General features: G+C 64.3%; 21 protein-coding genes. 11 read left to right on the forward strand and 10 right to left on the reverse strand.

Annotation, left to right across the window (positions count from 1 at the left end; genetic code table 11):
- Positions 1-55: 55 nt before the first annotated feature.
- Complete coding sequence (locus K5607_RS05505) at positions 56-1,528, reverse strand: M48 family metalloprotease (protein WP_221048442.1); 1,473 nt, start codon at positions 1,526-1,528, stop codon at positions 56-58.
- Positions 1,529-1,677: 149 nt separating this feature from the next.
- Between K5607_RS05505 and tusD the strand changes: the two genes are divergently transcribed.
- From tusD to K5607_RS05525, 4 genes are read left to right on the forward strand one after another with little or no spacing between them, the layout of a single operon-like run.
- Positions 1,678-2,064 (forward strand): sulfurtransferase complex subunit TusD, encoded by a 387-nt coding sequence (tusD, locus tag K5607_RS05510; protein WP_054773526.1) that lies wholly within the window; start codon positions 1,678-1,680, stop codon positions 2,062-2,064.
- A 3-nt stretch (positions 2,065-2,067) separates the two neighbouring features.
- Positions 2,068-2,427 carry a sulfurtransferase complex subunit TusC gene (gene tusC / locus K5607_RS05515; protein WP_054773525.1) on the forward strand — a complete coding sequence of 120 codons (360 nt, stop codon included), beginning with the start codon at positions 2,068-2,070 and terminating at the stop codon, positions 2,425-2,427.
- Positions 2,428-2,431: 4 nt separating this feature from the next.
- On the forward strand, positions 2,432-2,728 hold the full coding sequence (gene tusB, locus K5607_RS05520) for a sulfurtransferase complex subunit TusB (protein WP_054773524.1): 297 nt from the start codon (positions 2,432-2,434) through the stop codon (positions 2,726-2,728).
- Positions 2,719-3,057: a TusE/DsrC/DsvC family sulfur relay protein gene (locus tag K5607_RS05525; protein WP_054773523.1), complete on the forward strand. Its 339-nt coding sequence runs from the start codon at positions 2,719-2,721 to the stop codon at positions 3,055-3,057. The genes tusB and K5607_RS05525 overlap by 10 nt, the downstream gene beginning before the upstream one ends.
- Positions 3,058-3,072: 15 nt before the next feature.
- On the opposite strand, the gene K5607_RS05530 is transcribed toward K5607_RS05525, so the two are convergent.
- Positions 3,073-3,738, reverse strand: a complete 666-nt coding sequence (locus K5607_RS05530) for a hypothetical protein (RefSeq protein ID WP_221048443.1) — start codon at positions 3,736-3,738, stop codon at positions 3,073-3,075.
- A 262-nt stretch (positions 3,739-4,000) separates the two neighbouring features.
- Here K5607_RS05530 and K5607_RS05535 point away from each other — a divergent pair, with 262 nt between their 5' ends.
- The 4 genes from K5607_RS05535 to K5607_RS05550 all read left to right on the forward strand — a co-directional run bounded on the left by K5607_RS05535 (position 4,001) and on the right by K5607_RS05550 (position 9,179).
- Complete coding sequence (locus tag K5607_RS05535; protein ID WP_221048444.1) at positions 4,001-5,674, forward strand: formate--tetrahydrofolate ligase; 1,674 nt, start codon at positions 4,001-4,003, stop codon at positions 5,672-5,674.
- A gap of 534 nt (positions 5,675-6,208) precedes the next feature.
- Positions 6,209-7,294: a CobW family GTP-binding protein gene (locus K5607_RS05540; protein WP_221048445.1), complete on the forward strand. Its 1,086-nt coding sequence runs from the start codon at positions 6,209-6,211 to the stop codon at positions 7,292-7,294.
- Entirely contained in the window at positions 7,285-7,890 is a 606-nt protein-coding gene (gene cobO, locus K5607_RS05545; protein WP_221048446.1) for a cob(I)yrinic acid a,c-diamide adenosyltransferase, read from the forward strand. The genes K5607_RS05540 and cobO overlap by 10 nt, the downstream gene beginning before the upstream one ends.
- Positions 7,887-9,179 (forward strand): cobyrinic acid a,c-diamide synthase CobB, encoded by a 1,293-nt coding sequence (locus K5607_RS05550; RefSeq protein ID WP_221048447.1) that lies wholly within the window; start codon positions 7,887-7,889, stop codon positions 9,177-9,179. The genes cobO and K5607_RS05550 overlap by 4 nt, the downstream gene beginning before the upstream one ends.
- Positions 9,180-9,192: 13 nt before the next feature.
- On the opposite strand, the gene K5607_RS05555 is transcribed toward K5607_RS05550, so the two are convergent.
- The 8 genes from K5607_RS05555 to aroC form a co-directional block, all read right to left on the reverse strand.
- Positions 9,193-10,866, reverse strand: coding sequence for a serine/threonine-protein kinase (locus tag K5607_RS05555; protein ID WP_221048448.1), 1,674 nt, complete (start codon positions 10,864-10,866; stop codon positions 9,193-9,195).
- A gap of 183 nt (positions 10,867-11,049) precedes the next feature.
- Entirely contained in the window at positions 11,050-11,841 is a 792-nt protein-coding gene (gene kdsB / locus K5607_RS05560) for a 3-deoxy-manno-octulosonate cytidylyltransferase (RefSeq protein WP_221048449.1), read from the reverse strand.
- 4 nt (positions 11,842-11,845) lie between these two features.
- Positions 11,846-12,034, reverse strand: a complete 189-nt coding sequence (locus K5607_RS05565; protein ID WP_054775077.1) for a Trm112 family protein — start codon at positions 12,032-12,034, stop codon at positions 11,846-11,848.
- Complete coding sequence (lpxK, locus tag K5607_RS05570; protein ID WP_221048450.1) at positions 12,015-13,016, reverse strand: tetraacyldisaccharide 4'-kinase; 1,002 nt, start codon at positions 13,014-13,016, stop codon at positions 12,015-12,017. Before lpxK ends, K5607_RS05565 begins: the two co-directional genes overlap by 20 nt.
- A gap of 5 nt (positions 13,017-13,021) precedes the next feature.
- Positions 13,022-13,441, reverse strand: coding sequence for an ExbD/TolR family protein (locus K5607_RS05575; RefSeq protein ID WP_221048451.1), 420 nt, complete (start codon positions 13,439-13,441; stop codon positions 13,022-13,024).
- Entirely contained in the window at positions 13,438-14,064 is a 627-nt protein-coding gene (locus K5607_RS05580) for a MotA/TolQ/ExbB proton channel family protein (protein ID WP_156302893.1), read from the reverse strand. The genes K5607_RS05575 and K5607_RS05580 overlap by 4 nt, the downstream gene beginning before the upstream one ends.
- A gap of 97 nt (positions 14,065-14,161) precedes the next feature.
- Positions 14,162-15,337 carry an MFS transporter gene (locus tag K5607_RS05585; RefSeq protein ID WP_221048452.1) on the reverse strand — a complete coding sequence of 392 codons (1,176 nt, stop codon included), beginning with the start codon at positions 15,335-15,337 and terminating at the stop codon, positions 14,162-14,164.
- Positions 15,338-15,514: 177 nt separating this feature from the next.
- Complete coding sequence (gene aroC, locus K5607_RS05590) at positions 15,515-16,615, reverse strand: chorismate synthase (RefSeq protein WP_221048453.1); 1,101 nt, start codon at positions 16,613-16,615, stop codon at positions 15,515-15,517.
- Between the two features lie 402 nt (positions 16,616-17,017).
- Here aroC and K5607_RS05595 point away from each other — a divergent pair, with 402 nt between their 5' ends.
- Genes K5607_RS05595 through K5607_RS05605 form a run of 3 tightly spaced genes read left to right on the forward strand, consistent with a single transcriptional unit; the run spans position 17,018 to position 18,702 of the window.
- On the forward strand, positions 17,018-17,236 hold the full coding sequence (locus K5607_RS05595; protein ID WP_221048454.1) for a hypothetical protein: 219 nt from the start codon (positions 17,018-17,020) through the stop codon (positions 17,234-17,236).
- A 17-nt stretch (positions 17,237-17,253) separates the two neighbouring features.
- Positions 17,254-17,730, forward strand: coding sequence for a hypothetical protein (locus K5607_RS05600; RefSeq protein ID WP_221048455.1), 477 nt, complete (start codon positions 17,254-17,256; stop codon positions 17,728-17,730).
- 21 nt (positions 17,731-17,751) lie between these two features.
- Entirely contained in the window at positions 17,752-18,702 is a 951-nt protein-coding gene (locus K5607_RS05605) for an EAL domain-containing protein (protein ID WP_054774443.1), read from the forward strand.
- The last annotated feature ends 74 nt before the right edge of the window (positions 18,703-18,776 follow it).

Genomic DNA, 18,776 nt, shown 5'->3' on the forward strand with positions numbered 1-18,776 from the left:
TCCAGCCGCTTGTTCAGCCGGCGGAACGGGAAAACGGTTCCGCCGGCCGCTTAGCTTAGTAGCGGTCCTCTTCCCGCTTCGCCCTCTCTTCTTCCATCAGCTCGCCGAGCCGCTGGTCGATCATGGTGGAGAGGTAGAAGTTGCCTTTGGCGGCTTGCAGCGCCAGTTTCAGCTGCAGAATCGCGGCCCGGTTGTGGCCGGCGTGGTAGTAGTATTCCGCCATGTAGCGATGGCCTTCCGCTTCGTTGCCCAGCTTGGTGTAGGCCTCGGCCAGCATTTGGTTGATTTCCGGCGTCGCTTTGGCGTGGCGCAAATAATCCGTCAGCAGCTTGCGCGTCCGTTCCGGCTTTCCGGCCAGCAGCTGCGCTTGGCTGGCTTCCAGCAGCAAGGACCGGTTTTCCGGGAAGCGGGTCAAAGCTTGGTCGAACAAGGCCAATGCCTCGTTGTAGCGGCCGGCGGCGATTTCGGCCTGGGCCAGGGCGTTGATGAAGTGGGATTGCTCCGGATATTTGCGCACCAGCTTGGTTAGGGTGTCGCGGGCTTCGGCGGTTTTGTTCTGCTTGATTTGAACGAGGGCCAAGCCGTAGCGGGCGATGTCTTGCTGCTGCTCCGTGCCTTGCTTTAGCACGGCCTTGAAATATTGCGTCGCCTCGCCGGTGTCGTTGATGGTGTGGGCGCGCAGCTTGGTGCGGATGATTTGGAAGGCGGCGGTATCCGGGTATTGCTTATAGGGGAATACTTCGGCGCGGGCGCGGGTTTCGGAAATACGGGACACGGTCACGGGGTGGGTGCGCAGGAATTCCGGCAGGTTGCGCCCCTCATAGCGGTTGGATTGCTGCAGTTTTTCGAAGAAAGATGGCATGGCGCGAGGGTCGAACTCCGAGCGCGACAGGGTTTGCATGCCGACGCTGTCCGCTTCTTGTTCGTTGTCCCGGGTGAAGTTGATCTGGAACTGCGTTGCGCCGGCTTGCAGGGCGACCAGCGCCGCCTGTCCGGCCTGGGGCGATTTGGTGCCCAGCAGAATGGCGCCCAGCATGGCGGCGGCGGAAGGGATGCTCAACCGCTTGCTGGCTTCCAGCGACTGGTAAAGGTGGCGCTGGGTGACGTGGGCGATTTCGTGCGCCAGCACGGAGGCCAACTCGCTTTCCTCGTCGGCCATTAGGATCAGCCCGGAATTAACGCCGATTTGCCCGCCGGGGCCGGCGAAAGCGTTGATATTGGGATCGGCCACGACGAAGAAATTGAAGCTCTGGCGCGGGTTGTCGCTGTTCGCCGCCAGCTTCTGGCCGATGGTTTGGATATAGTCGGAAATTTCCGGGTCGTCGTCGATGGTGGCTTGGCTGCGCACTTGGCGCAGAAACATTTCGCCGAACTCCCGTTCTTGCTCGGGCGTGAACAGGGTGCCGGTGGAATCGCCGATGTCGGGCAATTGGATACTGTCGCTCATGCCAGCCGGCGCGGCGAGTATCAGTATCAACGGCAACACCAAACGGCGGAGCGGGCGGCGGGGGATTTTCAAGCAAGGCATACGCGCTACGACCTTCGGCCGAGGGTAAAGTTCGGGATGGCATAGTGTAACAGGGCCATCGACGCCGCATGGGCAATCCGTCGCACAACTCGCCTTGATGAGGTCCGGGGCCGACAAGCGCCGGCGGGAGTCGTTCTATAATAGCCGCCATGAAATTCGCACTGATGGTCAACGGCAGTCCTTATCGTTCGCAAGGCGCGTTAAGCGCGTGCCGCTTCGCCATGGCCGCGGTGGAGCAGGGCCACCAGGTGCTGCGGGTGTTTTTCCACGGCGACGGGGTCTATAACGCCGTCAGGGACGCCGTTCCGCCTGCCGATGAAATTCAATTGCCGCAACTATGGCGCGATTTGGCGCGGGACCACGGCGTGGATTTGGCGGTATGCAGCGCGGCGGCGGAACGGCGCGGCGTGCTGGGCGAGCAGGGCGAGGACATGGAGGCTTTTCCCGCCGTGGCGGACGGGTTCCGCGTGGCCGGCCTGGGGCTATGGATGGACGCCTGTTTGGCGGCGGACCGGGTCATCGTTTTTCACGGTTGAAATATGACGGGCAAACGATTTTTGTTTTTGCTGCGGCGCACGCCCATGGGCGGCCAGCAAGCGCAGGAAGCGCTGGATGCGGCGCTCACGGCGGCCGCTTTCGACCAGTCGGTGCGGCTGCTGTTTTTGGACGACGGCGTCTGGCAGCTCAAAGCAGGGCAGCAGACCGCCGCCGGCCGCAATCCGGCGGCGTTGTTCCGCAGCTTGGCGCTGTACGACGTGGAGACCCCGCCCCTGGTTGAGCGGGAGTCTTTGCAGGAGCGCGGCTTGCGCGAGGAGGATTTGCTGATCCCCGTGGCCCTCGTGCCGCGCGGCCAGGTGCCGTCCTTGCTGCGCGACTGCGACGTATTGCTGAGCTTGTAAGCCCATGGCCGTTTTACACATCGTCAATCGCAGTCCCATGGCCGCGCCGGCCTTGCGCCAATGCTTGGCGCGCTTGGGCGAGGACGACAGCCTGTTGCTGATCGAGGACGGCGTTTACGCGGTGGCGGCGCAGGGGGAAGCGGCCGCGTTGTTGGCGGGGCGCCGGGTATACGCGCTGGAAGCGGATTTGGCGGCGCGGGGACTGGACCAAGCCGAGCGCTTGGCCGGCGTGGAAACGGTGGACTACGCCGGTTTCGTGCGGATGGCGGCGGAGCACGCCCAGGTGTTGTCATGGACCTGATCGTCGTCGGCAATCGCAAAGTGGCCGTTAGGCATGGCGGTTATCTGGTTTACCAGTCGGATTGGGACGAGCGGGTGGCGGAGTTCATCGCCGCTTCCGAAGGGGTGTTCTTGACCGGCGCCCACTGGGAGATCATCCATTTTATGCGCGCCTACTACCGGGAATATCAGCACCTGCCCAACAATCGGCAGTTCACCAAGGCGGTGGAAAAAACGCTGGGGCCGGACAAGGGCAACAGCCGTTATCTCTACGGCCTTTTCCCCAACGGCCCCTTGCGCCTCGCCTGCAAAATCGGCGGCCTGCCCAGGCCGCCGAGCTGCATCATTTAAGCAAAGCTTCCCTGTTTACTGCCACGACCCGTCCGCCATGCGGCAGGCGGTTTGGGTGACGTTGCTCAACAGCGCGCCGCCCTGCGTCAGCTGGTAGCTGAACTCCCGGCACCAGTTGCCCGCCGGGCTTCTGTAGCTGCGCAAGGGGACGACCCGGTACTGGCTGTTGCTGGCCTGGTTGAACCAGGTGACGGGGCGTTGGTCGTAACCGTATTCCAGCGCTTGGCTGAAGCAGGAGCGGTCGCCCGGATCCATGGCTTGGCCCACCGTGTTGCCCAACATCTGGTTGATGACCGCGCCGGCGATCGCGCCCACCAGCGGGTTGCCCTGCTGGCCCATGGCATTGCCGATGGCGTTGCCCAAGGCTTGGCCGGCATTGCCGCCGCCCAGGTAGCCGCTGAGTCGCGCGTGGTTGCAAGTGCCGCCGCTGACGCCGTAGTTGTCGCCGCCGTAGCGGCTGTTGTAGCGGGAGTCGTAGCCGTCCCAGTAGCCTCGTTGCGACCCGCCGCGGCGGGCCTGGTCGTAATCGTCGTCGTCTCCCCGGCGGCGCCCATGACGCTTGCCGCGTTTTTCGTAACCGTCGTCGTCATAGTCCTGCTTGTCGCGTTTACCGTAGGCCGGCGCCCAGTCCGGCGGATCGGCGGCGGCGGGCTGCACGGCGAAGGCGAGCGCCGCGGTCAAGGCAATGGCGATAATTGGCGAATATAGGGTGCGCATGACAAACCTCGCAGCATAGTGGTGTCTGGGCATTATAGAAACGGATGTTGCGCCGATGCCGAGACGAAGCGCACGGAAGGCGAGAAGGGCTGTTTCGAACGCCTCGGTCCATTTGTTTGGCGGCCCCGTCTTGTTATCATGCCGTCACTTTTCGGCCTATTTCAGGGATGCTTCCCGCCGGCCGCCCGAATCCCATCATCAAGATTTTTCCAGCAAAGGAACCTCTATGTCCGACATCGAAATCGCCCAGAAAGCCACCATGCTGCCGATCATGGATTTGGCCGAGCAGAAACTGGGGGTGGATCGCCAGCATTTGGACCCTTACGGCCACTACAAGGCCAAGCTGTGCCTGGATTACGTCAACTCCTTGGGCGATAAGCCGGACGGCAAGCTGATCCTGGTGACCGCCATCAGCCCGACGCCGGCCGGCGAGGGTAAGACCACCACCACCGTGGGCTTGGGCGACGCCCTGAACCGTATCGGCAAGAAAGCCGTCATGTGCCTGCGCGAACCGTCCCTGGGGCCGTGCTTCGGCGTAAAGGGCGGCGCGGCTGGCGGCGGTTACGCCCAGGTAGTGCCCATGGAGGACATCAACCTGCACTTCACCGGCGACTTCCACGCCATCGGCGTGGCGCACAACCTGCTGGCGGCGCTGATCGACAACCACATTACCCAGGGCAACCCGCTGCACATCGATCCGCGCCGCATCCAATGGAAACGGGTGGTGGATATGAATGACCGCGCCCTGCGCAAAGTCGTCATCGGCATGGGCGGCCCCGGCAACGGCTATGTCCGCGAGGACGGCTACGACATCGTGGTGGCGTCGGAAGTGATGGCCATCCTGTGCTTGGCCACCGATTTGAAAGACCTGAAGGAGCGCCTGGGCCGCATCGTCATCGGTTACAAGGCCGACGGCAAGACGCCCATCTATGCCCGCGACCTGAAGGCTCACGGCGCCATGGCGGCGCTGTTGAAGGACGCCATCAAGCCCAACCTGGTGCAGACCCTGGAAAACAACATCGCCATCATCCACGGCGGTCCTTTCGCCAACATCGCCCACGGCTGCAATACGGTGACGGCCACCAAGACGGCTTTGAAACTGGCCGACTACGTGGTGACGGAAGCCGGTTTCGGCGCCGACCTGGGGGCGGAGAAGTTCCTCGACATCAAGTGCCGCATGGCCGGCCTCAACCCGGCGGCGGTGGTTCTGGTGGCGACGGTACGGGCGCTGAAGTTCCACGGCGGCGTGAAGAAGGAAGACTTGAACCAGGAAAACCTGGCGGCGCTGGAGCAGGGCCTAGCCAACCTGGAAAGGCATGTCCACAACATCCGGGAGCACTACGGCCTGCCTTGCGTGGTGTCCATCAACCACTTCACTTTCGACACGGACGCGGAAATCGCCCTGCTGCAGAAGAAGTGCCAGGAGCTGGGCGTGCAGGCGGTGGTCGCCAAGCACTGGGCGCAAGGCGGCCAGGGCGCCGAGGAGCTGGCTCGCGTGGTGTCCGGCATTGTCGACAACCAGCCCGGCAAGCACAGCTTCGTCTACGGCGAAGACCTGAGCCTGTGGCAAAAGATCGAAGCCATCGCCACCAAGATTTACGGCGCCGGCGCCGTCACCGCCGATCCCAAGGTGAAATCGCAACTGGCGGCCTGGAACGACGAATACGGCCACTATCCCATCTGCATGGCCAAGACGCAGATGTCCTTCTCCACCGACCCCAACGCCAAGGGTGCCCCCACCGGCCACACCGTGCACATCCGCGAAGTGCGCCTGGCCAACGGCGCCGGCTTCATCGTCGCCATCGCCGGCGACATGATGACCATGCCCGGCCTGCCGAAAGTCCCCGCCGCCGAGCACATCGACATCGACGACAACGGGCGGATTACCGGGCTTTTCTAAGCTGCTGCGTTCTAGGAATCGCCGGTCGCCGGCGATTCCTCGACGGGTTAGGCGCCGAAATCTTCAGGCCAGCGGCGGGAGGAATGGACCACCGCCAATATTTGTACTTCGTCGGCTGCAATTCGATCCTTGATTGTCAAAAATCCTCAGTTCGCATATGGGCTGCGTGGAAGTCGTCATTCCGGCATGGACTGCCGGAATCCAGGGCCATGGATGGCGCCCACTTCGTACGCGAGCCTGTGCCCTCCCTGGCCATGGATCCCGGCATTCCCTGCCGGGGTGACGGTGTATCTAGGTTGGCATAGCTTTCTTCATAATCAGGATTCGATAAGTCACGATGCAAGGGTAGGGATGGACGAGCAGTTCGCGCGTGCCCGCGCACGGCCTTCTCGCCCGAGTCGCGGATGTTCGGCGAGGTGATCCGTATGGCGGCGAACTGCCATGATGACGCGTCGGCCGGCAGGTGCCGGTTTTCGTCCAGCGTAGTAAAGTAGCGTCGCGAATACGCCCCTCCGCCCTTTTCCCTTTGCAGCCATGACCCGTATCCCCGTTACTGTTTTCACCGGCTTTCTCGGTGCCGGCAAAACCACCTTGCTTAATCACCTAATCCGCCAGCGCGGCGGGCGGCGTTATGCGGTGCTGGTCAACGAGTTCGGCGAGGTGCCGGTGGACGGCATACTTGCCCGCCAGGCGGGGCAGGCCGGCGAAGCCATCGAGTTCCACGATTTCGCCCAGGGCTTTATCGCTTACGCGGGCGACAGCCGCTTTTTGCCCACCATGCAGGCCATCGCCCGGCGGCGCGGCCAGTTGGACCAGGTGCTGATCGAAACTTCCGGCTTGGCGCTGCCCACGGCGGTGATGGAAGCCTTGCAAAGCGAGGCCTTGGCGGCGGATTTTGTGCTGGACTCGGTGCTGGCGGTGGTGGATACGCCTTGGCTGCTGGAGCGGGACTTGGAAGCGGAGGGCGATCCGGTGCTGGAGGTGTTCGACCGACAGTTGGCGGCGGGCGACGTGGTGGTGCTGAACAAAATCGACGACTTGTCCGAGGATGCGCTGCTGGCGGCCGAAAGCCGCTTGCGCCGACGCGCGCCGGCCTTGCGCTTCATCGAGCCGGCCTACGGCGCCCAGCTGGACGCGCGGGTGGCCTTGGGCCTGCGATTGCATGAGGCGCGTAGCGAGGCCCACGGGCCCGTCTTCCTGCCGGTGGCCGGCTTGGGGCTGTCGGTGCTGGCCGATCAACGCCGGCTGGACGGCCACAGCCATTCCGGCCTGGGCAACCACGCCCACGGTCTCGCCACCCACCAGCATTTCCACGAGCAAGACCCCGGCTGGCTGTCCTTCGTGTTGCGTTCCGAGGCGCCGCAGCAGCCGGGGCGTTTGGCCGAGGCGTTGGCCCAATCGGCGCGTAGCGAGCAGCTGCTGCGGGTGAAAGGCTATGTGGCGGTGGAGGGCGACGCCCGGCCCTGGCTGGCGCAGGGCGTGCGCGAGCGGGTGGCGGTGCAGCCGGCGGCGGAAGCCGAGCCGGTGCGGCACTCGGAGCTGGTGTGCATCGGCCACCACCTGAGCCGCAGCCGTTTGGCGCAAACCTTGAGCGAGATAACGGGGACCCCATGGCGCTGAACGAGCAGGAAGAGCACCAGCGCCGCGCCCAGCGCCATAAAGAGGGCTTCGAGCGCAAAGTGGCGGCGGCGCAGAAAGAAAAAGGCCTGCTCATCGTCAACACCGGCCCCGGCAAGGGCAAGACCACGGCGGCCTTCGGCATGGGCCTCAGGGTGCTGGGCCACGGCGGCAGGCTGGGCATCGTGCAGTTCATCAAGGGCGCCCTGGACAGCGCCGAGCGACGCTTGTTCGAACAGCAGCCGGGCTGCGATTTCCGCGTGGTGGGCGAGGGCTACACCTGGAACACCCAGAGCCGCGAGCGCGACACGGCCACCGCCGCCCAAGGCTGGGCCGAGGCCATGCGCATGATGGCCGACCCTTCCTATGCCATGGTCATCCTGGACGAGATCAACGTGGTGCTGCACTACGGTTATCTGGATTTGGATGAGGTGCTGGCCGTTTTCGCCGCCCGCCGTCCCATGCTGCACGTGGTCTGCACCGGCCGCAACGCGCCGCCGGCCTTGATCGAGCAGGCCGATTTGGTGAGCGAGATGCGCGCCCTCAAGCACCCGTTCCGCGAGCAGGGCGTCAAGGCCCAGCCGGGGGTGGAGTTTTGACCAGGCGCTGCCGCGCCCTGTGCCTGAGCGCGCCGGCCTCCAACCAGGGCAAGACCCTGGTGGCGGCGGCCCTGGCGCGTCATTGGCGCAACCAGGGCTTGCGCGTCAGGGTGTTCAAGGCCGGGCCGGATTTTCTCGATCCCATGATCCTGGAGCGGGCCAGCGGCGCAACCGTCTACAACCTGGACGGCTGGATGGGCGGCATGGGGCATTGCCGAGCGTTGCTGTACGAAGCGGCGGCCGAGGCCGACGTGATCCTGCTGGAAGGCGTGATGGGGTTATTCGACGGCCCTTGTTCCAGCGCCGATTTGGCCGCCGCCTTCGGCTTGCCGGTGGCGGCGGTGATCGACGCCGCCGGCATGGGGCAGAGTTTCGGGGCCGTCGCCTTGGGTTTGGCCCGTTACCGGCCCGAATTGACGTTTCGCGGCGCGCTGGCCAACGGCGTCGCCAGTCCGCGCCACGAGGCCATGGTCAAGGAGGGTATGCCCGATGGCATCGCCTATCTGGGCGGTTTTCCGCGTCAACCTCGGTGGCAACTGCCCAGCCGCCATTTGGGCTTGGTGCAGGCGGCCGAACTGGCCGGCCTGGACGAATTGCTGGACGAGGCGGCCGAAGCCGTCGGCAAGACCGGTTTGGCCGAGGCGGCGTTGCCGGTGGATTTTTCTTCCGGCGGCTCGGCGCAGCCGCCGGCCTTGCTGCGCGGCGTCCGTATCGCCGTGGCGCGGGACGCCGCTTTCGCCTTTCTTTATCCCGCCAACCTGGATTGTTTGCGCGCCTTGGGTGCGGAACCGGCGTTTTTCTCGCCGCTGAACGATTCAAGCCTGCCGGACGCCGATGCGGTTTACCTGCCCGGCGGCTATCCCGAACTGCATCTGCAAACCCTGGCGGGCAATAGCGCCATGAAGGCCGCGCTGCGCGAGCATGCGGCGGCCGGCAAGCCGGTCTATGCGGAATGCGGCGGCTTGCTGTATCTGTTGGAGTCTTTAGCCGACGGGGAGGGGCGGGAGGCCGCCATGGCCGGCGTGTTTCCGGGCCGGGCCGCGGTCGGCCGGCGGTTGGCGGCCTTGGGTTATCAATCCCTGCGATTGGCCGAGGGCGAGCTGCGCGGCCACACTTTCCATTATTCCACCCTGGCGACGCCGCTGGCGCCGGCGGCCCACGGCGAACCGCTGCGCGGTGCGGGGCCGGGCGAGGCTTTTTACCGTTGCGGCGCCGTGCGGGCCAGTTACCTGCACTTGTATTTCCCCTGCCGGCCGGAAGCGGCGGCGGCTTTGTTTCTGCCGGCGTGAGCCGCGCCCGACCTCAGGGCGTTTGCCCCGGCGTGAACAATTTTCTCCTGAGGCCGCGAATGATGGAGCTTTTCTCGCCTTCGTGGCGGCCGTCGCCGTCGTGCGGTTCTCCCTCCGCCTGCAGGCGTTCCCGCTCGCGCGCCAGGTGTTCGCGCAGGGCCTGGCGCTCCGCTTCCGTCATATAGACCTTGCCGATGGTGTCGAGTTTGCGCAGGATGTAGTTGCCCAGCCGGTCCAGCCAGTCCTCGTCGATTTCCGTGTATTTGTACTCGTGGCGCTGGGTGCTGATGCCTTCCATATTGGTCACGCCCACCACGATTTTCGACTTAGCGATGTCCGCCTGGCAGATGATGGCCACTTGCACCTGCAGCCGCGCCTGGAAAATCGTTTCCTTCACCTGGCCGGCGACGGTGCGGGAGGGCCAGTCCAGGTGCTTGATCTGCTGCGAGATGAAAAACTTGTGGGTGTCGTCCGCCTTGGCGGTTTCCACGGCGTAACGGCGCTCTTCCTGCGCCCGGCAGGTGAAGGTCAGCACCACCCGCTTGGGGTGGTCCATGCTGTCGATGTGCACCCGATAATTTTCCTGGGCCAAGCCGCCCACTTTGCCGATGCCGGGGAATTCGTATTCCGTTTCCACCGACCATTCCAGGCTTTTGAGCTGTTCCACCAGGTCGAACAAATAGCCGTGGATGGCCAGCAGCCGGGGGCACAATTCGTTGCGGTAGATTTCTTCCAGCTTCGCCAGGCGCGCCGCTTCGGCTTCCTTGGCCAATCGCGCTTGGTCGGCTTGTTTCTTCAGGTCGCCGAGGATGCCCTTGCGATAGCCGGCCTGGGGCGGCGGAACCGCCGGAGCCGGGGCGGAGGGCTGGTCGCGCAAGGCTTGCAGCGCCGCCTTGAACTCATCGGCGCTTTGATAGCGGGCCGCGGCGTCCTTGGCCAGCGCCTTGTCGATGATGGCTTCGCAGCGCGCCGGCAGCTTGGGGTTGAGCTGGCAGGGCGACGGCGGGTCGGCGGTCAGTATATTGTGCATGAGGGCGGTCAAATTGCCGCCGGTGAACGGCAGTTCGCCGGTCAGCAGTTCGTACAGCACCACGCCCGCCGAAAAGAGGTCGGCGCGGCCGTCCACCGTCCGGCCCAGCAGTTGTTCCGGCGCCATGTGGGTGGGCGTGCCCATGATGTCGCCGGCTTGGGTCAGCTCCGAGGTGTCGACGCGGGCGACGCCGAAATCGGCGATTTTCACTTGGCCGCTGCCGTCGATGAGGATGATGTTGGACGGCTTGATGTCCCGGTGAACGACATTATGGCGATGGGAATAGGCCAAGCCGTCCAACAGCTGGAACATGATGCCCAAGGCGGTGTTCAGGTCGAAGCGGTGCTTTTGCGCGAAGTAGCTTTTCAGCTCCTTGCCGCGCACCAGCTCCATGGCGATGAACACGGTGTCGCCCGCTTCGGCGTAGTCGTACGCCATGACGATGTTGGGGTGCTGCAGGCGCGCCGCCGCCAGGGCTTCGCGCCGGAAGCGCTGCAGCACATGTTCGACGTTTTCGCGGGAGCCGGCTTGCAGCAAATCCTTGCGGATGGTTTTCAGCGCGACGCGGCGTTCCAGCACGGGGTCGTAGCCTTCATACACGATGCCGCTGGCGCCTCTGCCCAGTTCGCGAACGACCTGGTACTTGCCGAGCGTCATGGTGTGTGGAGGGGCTGGATTGGCCATCGTCCTAATGAGGGAAAGGGGGCTGGGATGAGCATCACATTTTATCGTTTTTTTTAAAAGCGGAACGGCGTGCGGGCGCCGTCCTTGGCGCGCAGGGTGTGATGCAGTTAACGGATAAGGCTTTTCGGCCGGGCCCCGCGCGGCCTTCGCCTGATTTTAGGGCGCGCGGCGCAGCGCCTGCTCCACCCGTGCCAGGTCTTCCGCCGTGTCCACACCGGCTTCGGGCACTTTCTCCACCGGCACCACGTGCACCGCTTCGCCCTGCCAGAGGATGCGCAGTTGCTCCAGGGCTTCCACGCCTTCCAGGGCGGAAGCCGGCCAGGCCACATAGCGGCGCAGGAACGCCACGGTGTAGGCGTACAGGCCGATATGGCGGTAGTAAGGCATGGCGGCGGTCAAGTTCGCCCCGTCCCCCGCCGGCGGAGCAGGGGAGGCGAAGCCGGCCCGGTCCCAGGGGATGGGCGCGCGGCTGAAATAAAGCGCGTAGCCGTCCTTGTCCAGCACCACCTTCACGGCGTTGGGGTTGAACGCCTCGGCCGCCTCGGCGATGGGCGCGCAGAGGGTGGCGATGCCGGCCTTGCTCTGGGCGGCCAGATCCTCGGCGGCGGCGCGCATCAGCGTCGGCGTGATGAGCGGCTCGTCCCCTTGCAGATTGACCACCACCGTCTCGTCCGGCCAGCCGCAGCGTTCCGCCACCTCGGCGATGCGCTCGGTGCCGCTGTTGTGGTGGGGGGATGTGAGCATGGCCCGCACCGGCAGGCCCAGCACCGATTCGACGATACGATCGTCGTCGGTGGCTACGATCACTTCCTCGGCCCCGGCTTCCAACGCCCGGCGGCACACGTGCACGATCATAGGCTCGCCGGCCAGGTGCAACAGCGGCTTGCCCGGCAAGCGGGTGGAGCCGTGGCGGGCGGGGATGACGATTTTGAAGGGAACGGCGGACATGGGGTCAGGCCAGCGCGTCGTATTCTTCCAGGCTGAGCTTGCGCGCTTCCACTTCCAGCATCACCGGAATGTCGTCGCGGATGGGGTAGGCCAGGCGATCGGCCTTGCAGACCAGTTCCTGGGCGTCTTTTTGGTAAATGAGCTTGCCTTTGCAAACCGGGCAAACCAGGATTTCAAGCAGTTTCGCGTCCACGGGTCTTTTCCTGTAAGAGTTGCAATAATTGGGGGCCGAAGGCCGGGTCCAGCTCGGCCTGCACCGGCACGCACCAGTGGCGGGCGTCGGCCAGGGCGGCGCACTTGACGGCGTCTTTTTCGGTCATCAACACGGGGCGCTCGTCGCCGAATTCCAGGTCCGCCGCGCTGAAGGCATGATGGTCCGGCAACGGCCGCTCGTCCAATATCAGGCCGGCGCGGCGCAAGTGGTCGAAGAACCGGCGCGGATTGCCGATGCCGGCCAGCGCGTGCAGCGGGCCGTCGAATTCCGCCAGCGGGCGTCGGCTGCCGTCGGCCAGATTCAGCGCCGTATCGCCTTGCAGCGTCATGGCGAACTCGCCGGGCGCCGCGGCGCCGTTGCACACCACCAGGTCCACCGAGTCGAGCCGCGCCACCGGCTCGCGCAAGGGGCCGGCCGGCAGGCAGGCGCCGTTGCCGTGGCGGCGCGCGCCGTCCACCACGGCGATTTCCACGTCCCGCGCCAGCTTGTAGTGCTGCAAGCCGTCGTCGGCGACGATGACGTCGCAATCCGCCAGCAGCAGTTTCGCCGCTTCCGCACGGCGCGGCGCCACCGCCAGCGGGCAGCCGCAGCGGCGGGCGATGAGCACCGGCTCGTCGCCTACCAGGGCCGGGTCGCTGTCCGCCGTCACCCGCTGCGGCCAGCTTTGCGCCTTGCCGCCGTAGCCCCGGCTCACCACGCCGGGACGATAGCCGGCGTTGCGCAGGAATTCCACGATCCAGGCGGTGAGGGGCGTTTTGCCGACGCCGCCGACGCTGATGTTGCCCACCACCACCACCGGCACGGGCAGGCGTTCGCCGCGCAGCAGGCCGGCGCCATAAAGACGGCGCTTGGTTTCCGCCACGCCGCGATATACGCCCGCCAGGGGCAGCAGCCAGACCGGCGGCTTGTCGCCGTACCAGCGGCGCTCGGCGTAGGCCGCCAGCTTGGCGCGCAAGCCCATGGCGCTTATTGCGGCCCTTGGGCGGCGAAGGTGATGCGGGTTAGACCCAGCTGGCTGGCCGCGTCCAAGGCGGTGATGACCGCTTGGTGGGGCGTCTTGCCGTCGGCGCTGATGACGACGGTTTTCTCTTTGTTGTCGCCGGCGGCGTCTTCCAAGGCGCGCTTGAGGGTATCCAGCTGGGTGTTGATGACCTGGTGCTGGTCCACGGCGTAGCGGCCTTCCGCGTCGATGGCGATTTCCAACGGCTTATTGTCGGATTCGGGCTGTTCGCCGGCCGCTTCCGGCAGGCTGACGTGCAGCTGGGTTTCGCGGCTGAAAGTCGTTGTGAGGATGAAGAAAATCAGCAGGATCAACAACACGTCGATCATGGAGGTGACGTTCAGCTCCAGGTTGTCGCGGCCCCGGCTGCGGCGGCGGAAGTTCACGGGTGTTCCTCCCCGTCTTCCCGTTCGCCGTGGATCATTTCCACCAGCTTGAGGGCTTCGTCTTCCATGTCGATGATCAAGTCTTCGACGCGGCCCACCAGGTAGCGGTGAAACAGCGTGGCGGGGATGGCGACGGCCAAGCCGGCGGCGGTGGTGATCAGCGCCTCGGCGATGCCGCTCGCCAGCACGGTGGGGTTGGCGCTGTTGCCGTGGGAAATGGCGGAGAACACGTGGATCATGCCGAACACCGTTCCCAGCAGCCCGGTCAGCGGCGACACCAGGGCGATGGTGCCGAGCATGCCGAGGTAGCGCTCCAGCTCATGGGCCACCTGGCGGCCGGCGTCCTCCAGGCTTTCTTTCATGATGTCCCGGCCGTGGCGGTAATTGGCCAGTCCCGCCGCCAATATCATGCCGAGGGGCGACCCCGCCTTGAGTTGGCGCAGATTGGCCCCGGTCAGTTGCTTCTGGCGATACATGCCCCACACCTGGGACAACAACGCCGGCGGCAATACCCGCTCCCTGCGCAACGTCCACAGCCGCTCACCGACGATGCCCATGGCGGCCACGGAGCAACCGATCAACGGCCACATCACCCATCCGCCGGCTTTGATGATTTCCCACACGAGACTGGCGTCCTTTAGCAAAAAACTGCAAGCATTCTAAACGATACGCCGCCTGGTCGGCAGCCGGTGTGCGACAAACGGCGTTTCCGTTCCGACTTCAGGCCCTGGTGGCGCGGGCGTAAGTCGAACGGATGCCCAGCCAAGCGATCAGCAAGCCCAGCAAAGAGGCCGCCGCCGCGCCGCTGTAAACCAGCGGGCCGCCCCATTGCGCCCAGAATAGTCCGCTCCAATAACTGCCCAGCATGCCGCCCAGGCCGTGGCCGGCGCTGTTGTACAGCGCTTGGCCCTTGCTGTGGTGCGCGCCGCCGAAATGGTGGTGCACCAGGTGCACGGCGGTCACGTGGGTGATGCCGAAAGTGGCGGCGTGCAGGAGCTGCGCCGTCGCCAGCAGCAGCGGCTCGTCCACCGCCTGGGCGATGGCCAGCCAGCGCAGGGTTCCCAACACCAGGCTGCCCAGCAGCAGTTGGCGCAGGGACAGGCGCCGCTGCAGCCGGGCCAGGCCCATGAACAGCACCACTTCGGCCATGACCCCGAGGCTCCATAGCTGGCCCGCTTGGGCGCTGCCGTAGCCGTGTTCCTTCAGATACAGGGTGAAAAAGGCGTAATAGGGGCCGTGGGCCAGTTGCACCAGGAACACCACCGTTAGCAGGGCGAGCACCTCGCCGCGCAACAGCAAGCGCCGGAAGCTGCTGGTAGCCGCTTCCTTGCCGTGGCGCGCGGCGGGCGGCACCAGCAGGCTCAACAGCCACATGCCGCTCAACAGAGCCGCCACCACATAAGGCAGATGGGCGACGGGATAGGATTCCAGGGCGCGGCCCACCGCCAACACGCCGACGATGAAGCCGATGGAGCCCCACAGCCGAACTTTGCTGTAGCGCTCCGGCCGGCTGCGCATGTGGTGCAAGGTCACGGCTTCGAACGGCGGAAGGATGGCGTTCCAGAAAAAACTGTACAGCAGCGTGCCCAGCGCCATGGCGAGGAAGTCGTCGAAGCGGGCGATGGCGCAGAAAGTCGCCACGGTGCAGATCGAGCCCAGGCGGATCACGGTCAGCCCGCGGCCGGTGCGGTCGGCGATCCAGCCCCAGATATTGGGCGCGACGATTTTGGTGGCGGCGATGATGGCGATGACGGTGCCGATCTGGCCGTGGTCGAACCCCAGGCTTTGCAAATACAGCGGCCAATAGGGCAGCAGGCTGCCCAGGGCGGCGAAATAGAAGAAATAGAAGCCGGACAGGCGCCAGTAGGGGACGCCTTCGGTTTCACCTTTGTGCAAGTATCGGCTCTTCGGCCCCCTCTCTCTGCGGGAGAGGGTTGGGGTGAGGGAGTTTAATAGCCGTGGCCGTTTTAACTCCCTCACCCTGCCCCTCTCCCGCAGGGAGAGGGAACCGGAACGCGACGCTCATGGGGTTCGTCCTGCATGGCAAGGAGCTTGCCAGGCTTGCCGGCCACTTCAATCCCGGCCGGCGGCGATGGGCTTGAGGGGCGGGACGACGTCGCCGTTCTGGGCGCGGTGGCGCAAATAATGGTCCATCAGCACCAGGGCCATCATGGCCTCGGCGATGGGGGTGGCGCGGATGCCGACGCAGGGGTCGTGGCGGCCCTTGGTGACGACTTCCGCCGGCTGGCCGTGGATGTCGATGGTCTGCCCCGGCAGGCGCAGGCTGGAGGTGGGTTTCAGGGCGATGCTGGCGACGATGTGCTGGCCGGTGGATATGCCGCCCAGCACGCCGCCGGCGTGGTTGCTGAGGAAACCTTCCGGCGTCATCTCGTCGCGGAATTGCGTGCCCTTGGCCTCCACGCAGGCGAAGCCGCCGCCGATTTCCACGCCTTTGACGGCGTTGATGCTCATCAGCGCATGGGCCAGGTCCGCGTCCAGCCGGTCGAAGATGGGCTCGCCCAGACCCACCGGCACGCCGGTGGCCACCACGTTGATGCGCGCGCCGATGGAATCGCCTTCCTTGCGCAGGGCGTCCATATAGGCTTCCAGTTCAGCCACCTTGTCCGGGTCCGGGCAGAAGAAAGCGTTGTTGCCCACTTCTTCCCAGATGAGCTTTTCCGCCTTGATCGGCCCGAGCTGGGCCAAATAGCCGCGCACCTCCACGCCCAGCCGTTCGCGCAGGTATTTCTTGGCGATGGCGCCGGCCGCCACGCGCATGGCGGTTTCCCGCGCCGAGGAACGGCCGCCGCCGCGGTAGTCGCGGAAGCCGTATTTCTGTGTGTAGGCGTAGTCGGCGTGGCCGGGGCGGAAGGTGGCGGCGATGTCGGAATAATCCTGCGAGCGCTGGTCGGTGTTCTCGATCAACAGGCCGATGGGCGTGCCGGTGGTTTTGCCCTCGAATACGCCGGAAAGGATTTTGACTTCATCTGCTTCGCGCCGCTGGGTGGTGTGGCGCGAAGTGCCCGGCTTGCGCCGGTCCAGATCGCCCTGGATGTCGGCCTCGGAGAGCTCCAATCCCGGCGGACAACCGTCGACGATGGCGCCCAGAGCGAGTCCGTGGCTCTCGCCGAAAGTGGTGACGGTGAACAGTTTGCCGTAGGTGTTTCCAGACATGGGGGATGACAGCCGAGGGTGGGAGTTAGCTTGGCAATGATACCAGCATTCGTGTCCTTATCGCGGCGGCAGGGCCGCTCGCCGCTGCGGCGTCGGCGCGTTGCGGCACCGCCGTTACTGGTTGGTTGAGGGCGGCCTGTTGATCGGGTGCGCGCGCAGCAACAGTTTGTCCGGGGCGGCAAATAACCATTTTTTCCTGTCGGCGTCGTCGTCGCCGGAATTCAGGCTAAATGTGGGAAGTCGCCTGTTTTGTCAATAGGTGAAAACACCAGGTTATGAGCGCGCATAGCCGTTAAAAACACCAATTTTTGTCTGGTTTATGGGGTGTTTATTGGGTTGGCTTGCCAATTGCATTGCTTCGCTTGGGGCGGTATCGCCCTGTCGATTGTTTGAGGCACGGCTATGGACACTCAAGTATTTATTTGCAGGCGGTCGAAAAAGATTGCGATAAAACGATTTTGCATGGCGAAAGGTCCCGGTATGCATTGCCGCGACAAACACGGGATGGGTATTTATTGCGATCCTTGCGCCGACATCGCGGCTTGCAGAAGTTATTCCATGGACGATGTCTTCGGCAGCCTCTGTGTCGAAGAGTTTAAGGCGGTTTGCGTGGACGATTGATTTAGTGGGGCCGGCATATGCATATTTTTAAGCTTGTAAATACCGTGTATAGGATTGAAGCCCCGCGCGACGAGGGGATCGAGGGGTGCCGCTGTCATTTATGTCGGCCGGCCGCTCGGAAAGCGTTGCCGAATACCGGAAATAGCGCCGCAAGCGGCCCATGGGCCGCGCCTAATCCGCGGCAGGAGGGGAACGGGCACCGCCGATCGTCGCTCCACATCGTCGCGAGGGCGTTGTTTATCGATGCGGAAAACGACGGCCGCATCAGTCTGCGCGATCTTTCCTGCGGGGTTGTCCGTTATTTGCAGAAGCCTTCCGACGCGGCGCGTGGCGAGCGCGCGGGGCGGGAGGAGTCGGCCAATGTGGTGCTGATGGACGAGCGGCTGTCGTCGATTACCGTGACGTCGGATTCCTGCGTCGTCACCGCTCATGCCTCCAAGTTGTTTACCCGCTACGGCATCGATTTCGGCCGAGTGGGCCGCGTCGGGGCTTAATGGAAAATTTAGGGTGAGATTATGCGCGAGTCATTTTATGATTTTATTTTCGAGTACATATTTCAAGAGCTTCCGCAAATAGAGCCGGCCGGCGACGGGGCGCCCGATCGTTTGGCTTTGCTGCCGGACGGACGGGTGGGAGGGGCGTATCGCGGCTTGACGCTTTATTCCGTGTTCCAGCCGATATTCGCCGTGGAGGAGGGCAGCGCGCAGTGTTTCGAGGCGTTGCTGAGGGCGCAAAACGACACCGGAGGAAGGGTGTCGCCGGAACGTGTGTTTTCGTTGCCCGGCGGTCCCGATGAGCATGTCTATTTGGATCGGGTCGCCAGAATAATGCATGCCATGAATTTTATGATTCAATCCGGGATTTTTCGCGGCAAGTTGTTTTTAAATATCGATCCGTGCCATTTGACCGCCGTGACCAACAGCCATGGGGAATTTTTCGAAAAGGTGCTCCAGCTTTGCGGGTTTAGCCCGAAAAATATCGTGCTTGAAATACTCGAGAGCGCCGTCGACGACACGCGTCAGTTGCAAAACGCCGTGGCCAATTACCGAAAACTTGGGTTTGGCATCGCTATCGACGATTTTGGCCGCGACCATTCCAATTTCGAGCGGTTGTGGCGGCTCGAGCCGGATATCGTCAAGCTGGATCGCAGCCTGATAGCCATGGCGGTGCAAAATCAGCGAATGCGCAACGTGTTGCGATATATCGTGGAAATCATCCACCAGTTGCACGCCAAGGTGGTTTGCGAAGGTATCGAGACCAGCGACCAAGTATCGGCCGCTCAGGATGCGGGCGTGGATTTTTTGCAAGGCTATTATTTCGCCAAGCCTAGCCCGAATTTGCAGAGAACCCGGTTGTTTCCGTCCGACGCTTCGATGGATAGCGCGATACCCGCTTGCGAGCGATTATACGGAAGCGAGATGGCCAAATTGGCCGAGTGGGGGATGGCCCAACCGGCGTACCTATAATTCGTTGTTTGGGAAATCAGCGCCGGGCACCCCGCAGCGGCGGCGTGCGCGCCGCTGCGGGGTGCCTGCGTCGC

Origin of the sequence: Methylogaea oryzae, from assembly GCF_019669985.1 — a bacterium.
Taxonomy (GTDB): Bacteria; Pseudomonadota; Gammaproteobacteria; order Methylococcales; family Methylococcaceae; genus Methylogaea; species Methylogaea oryzae.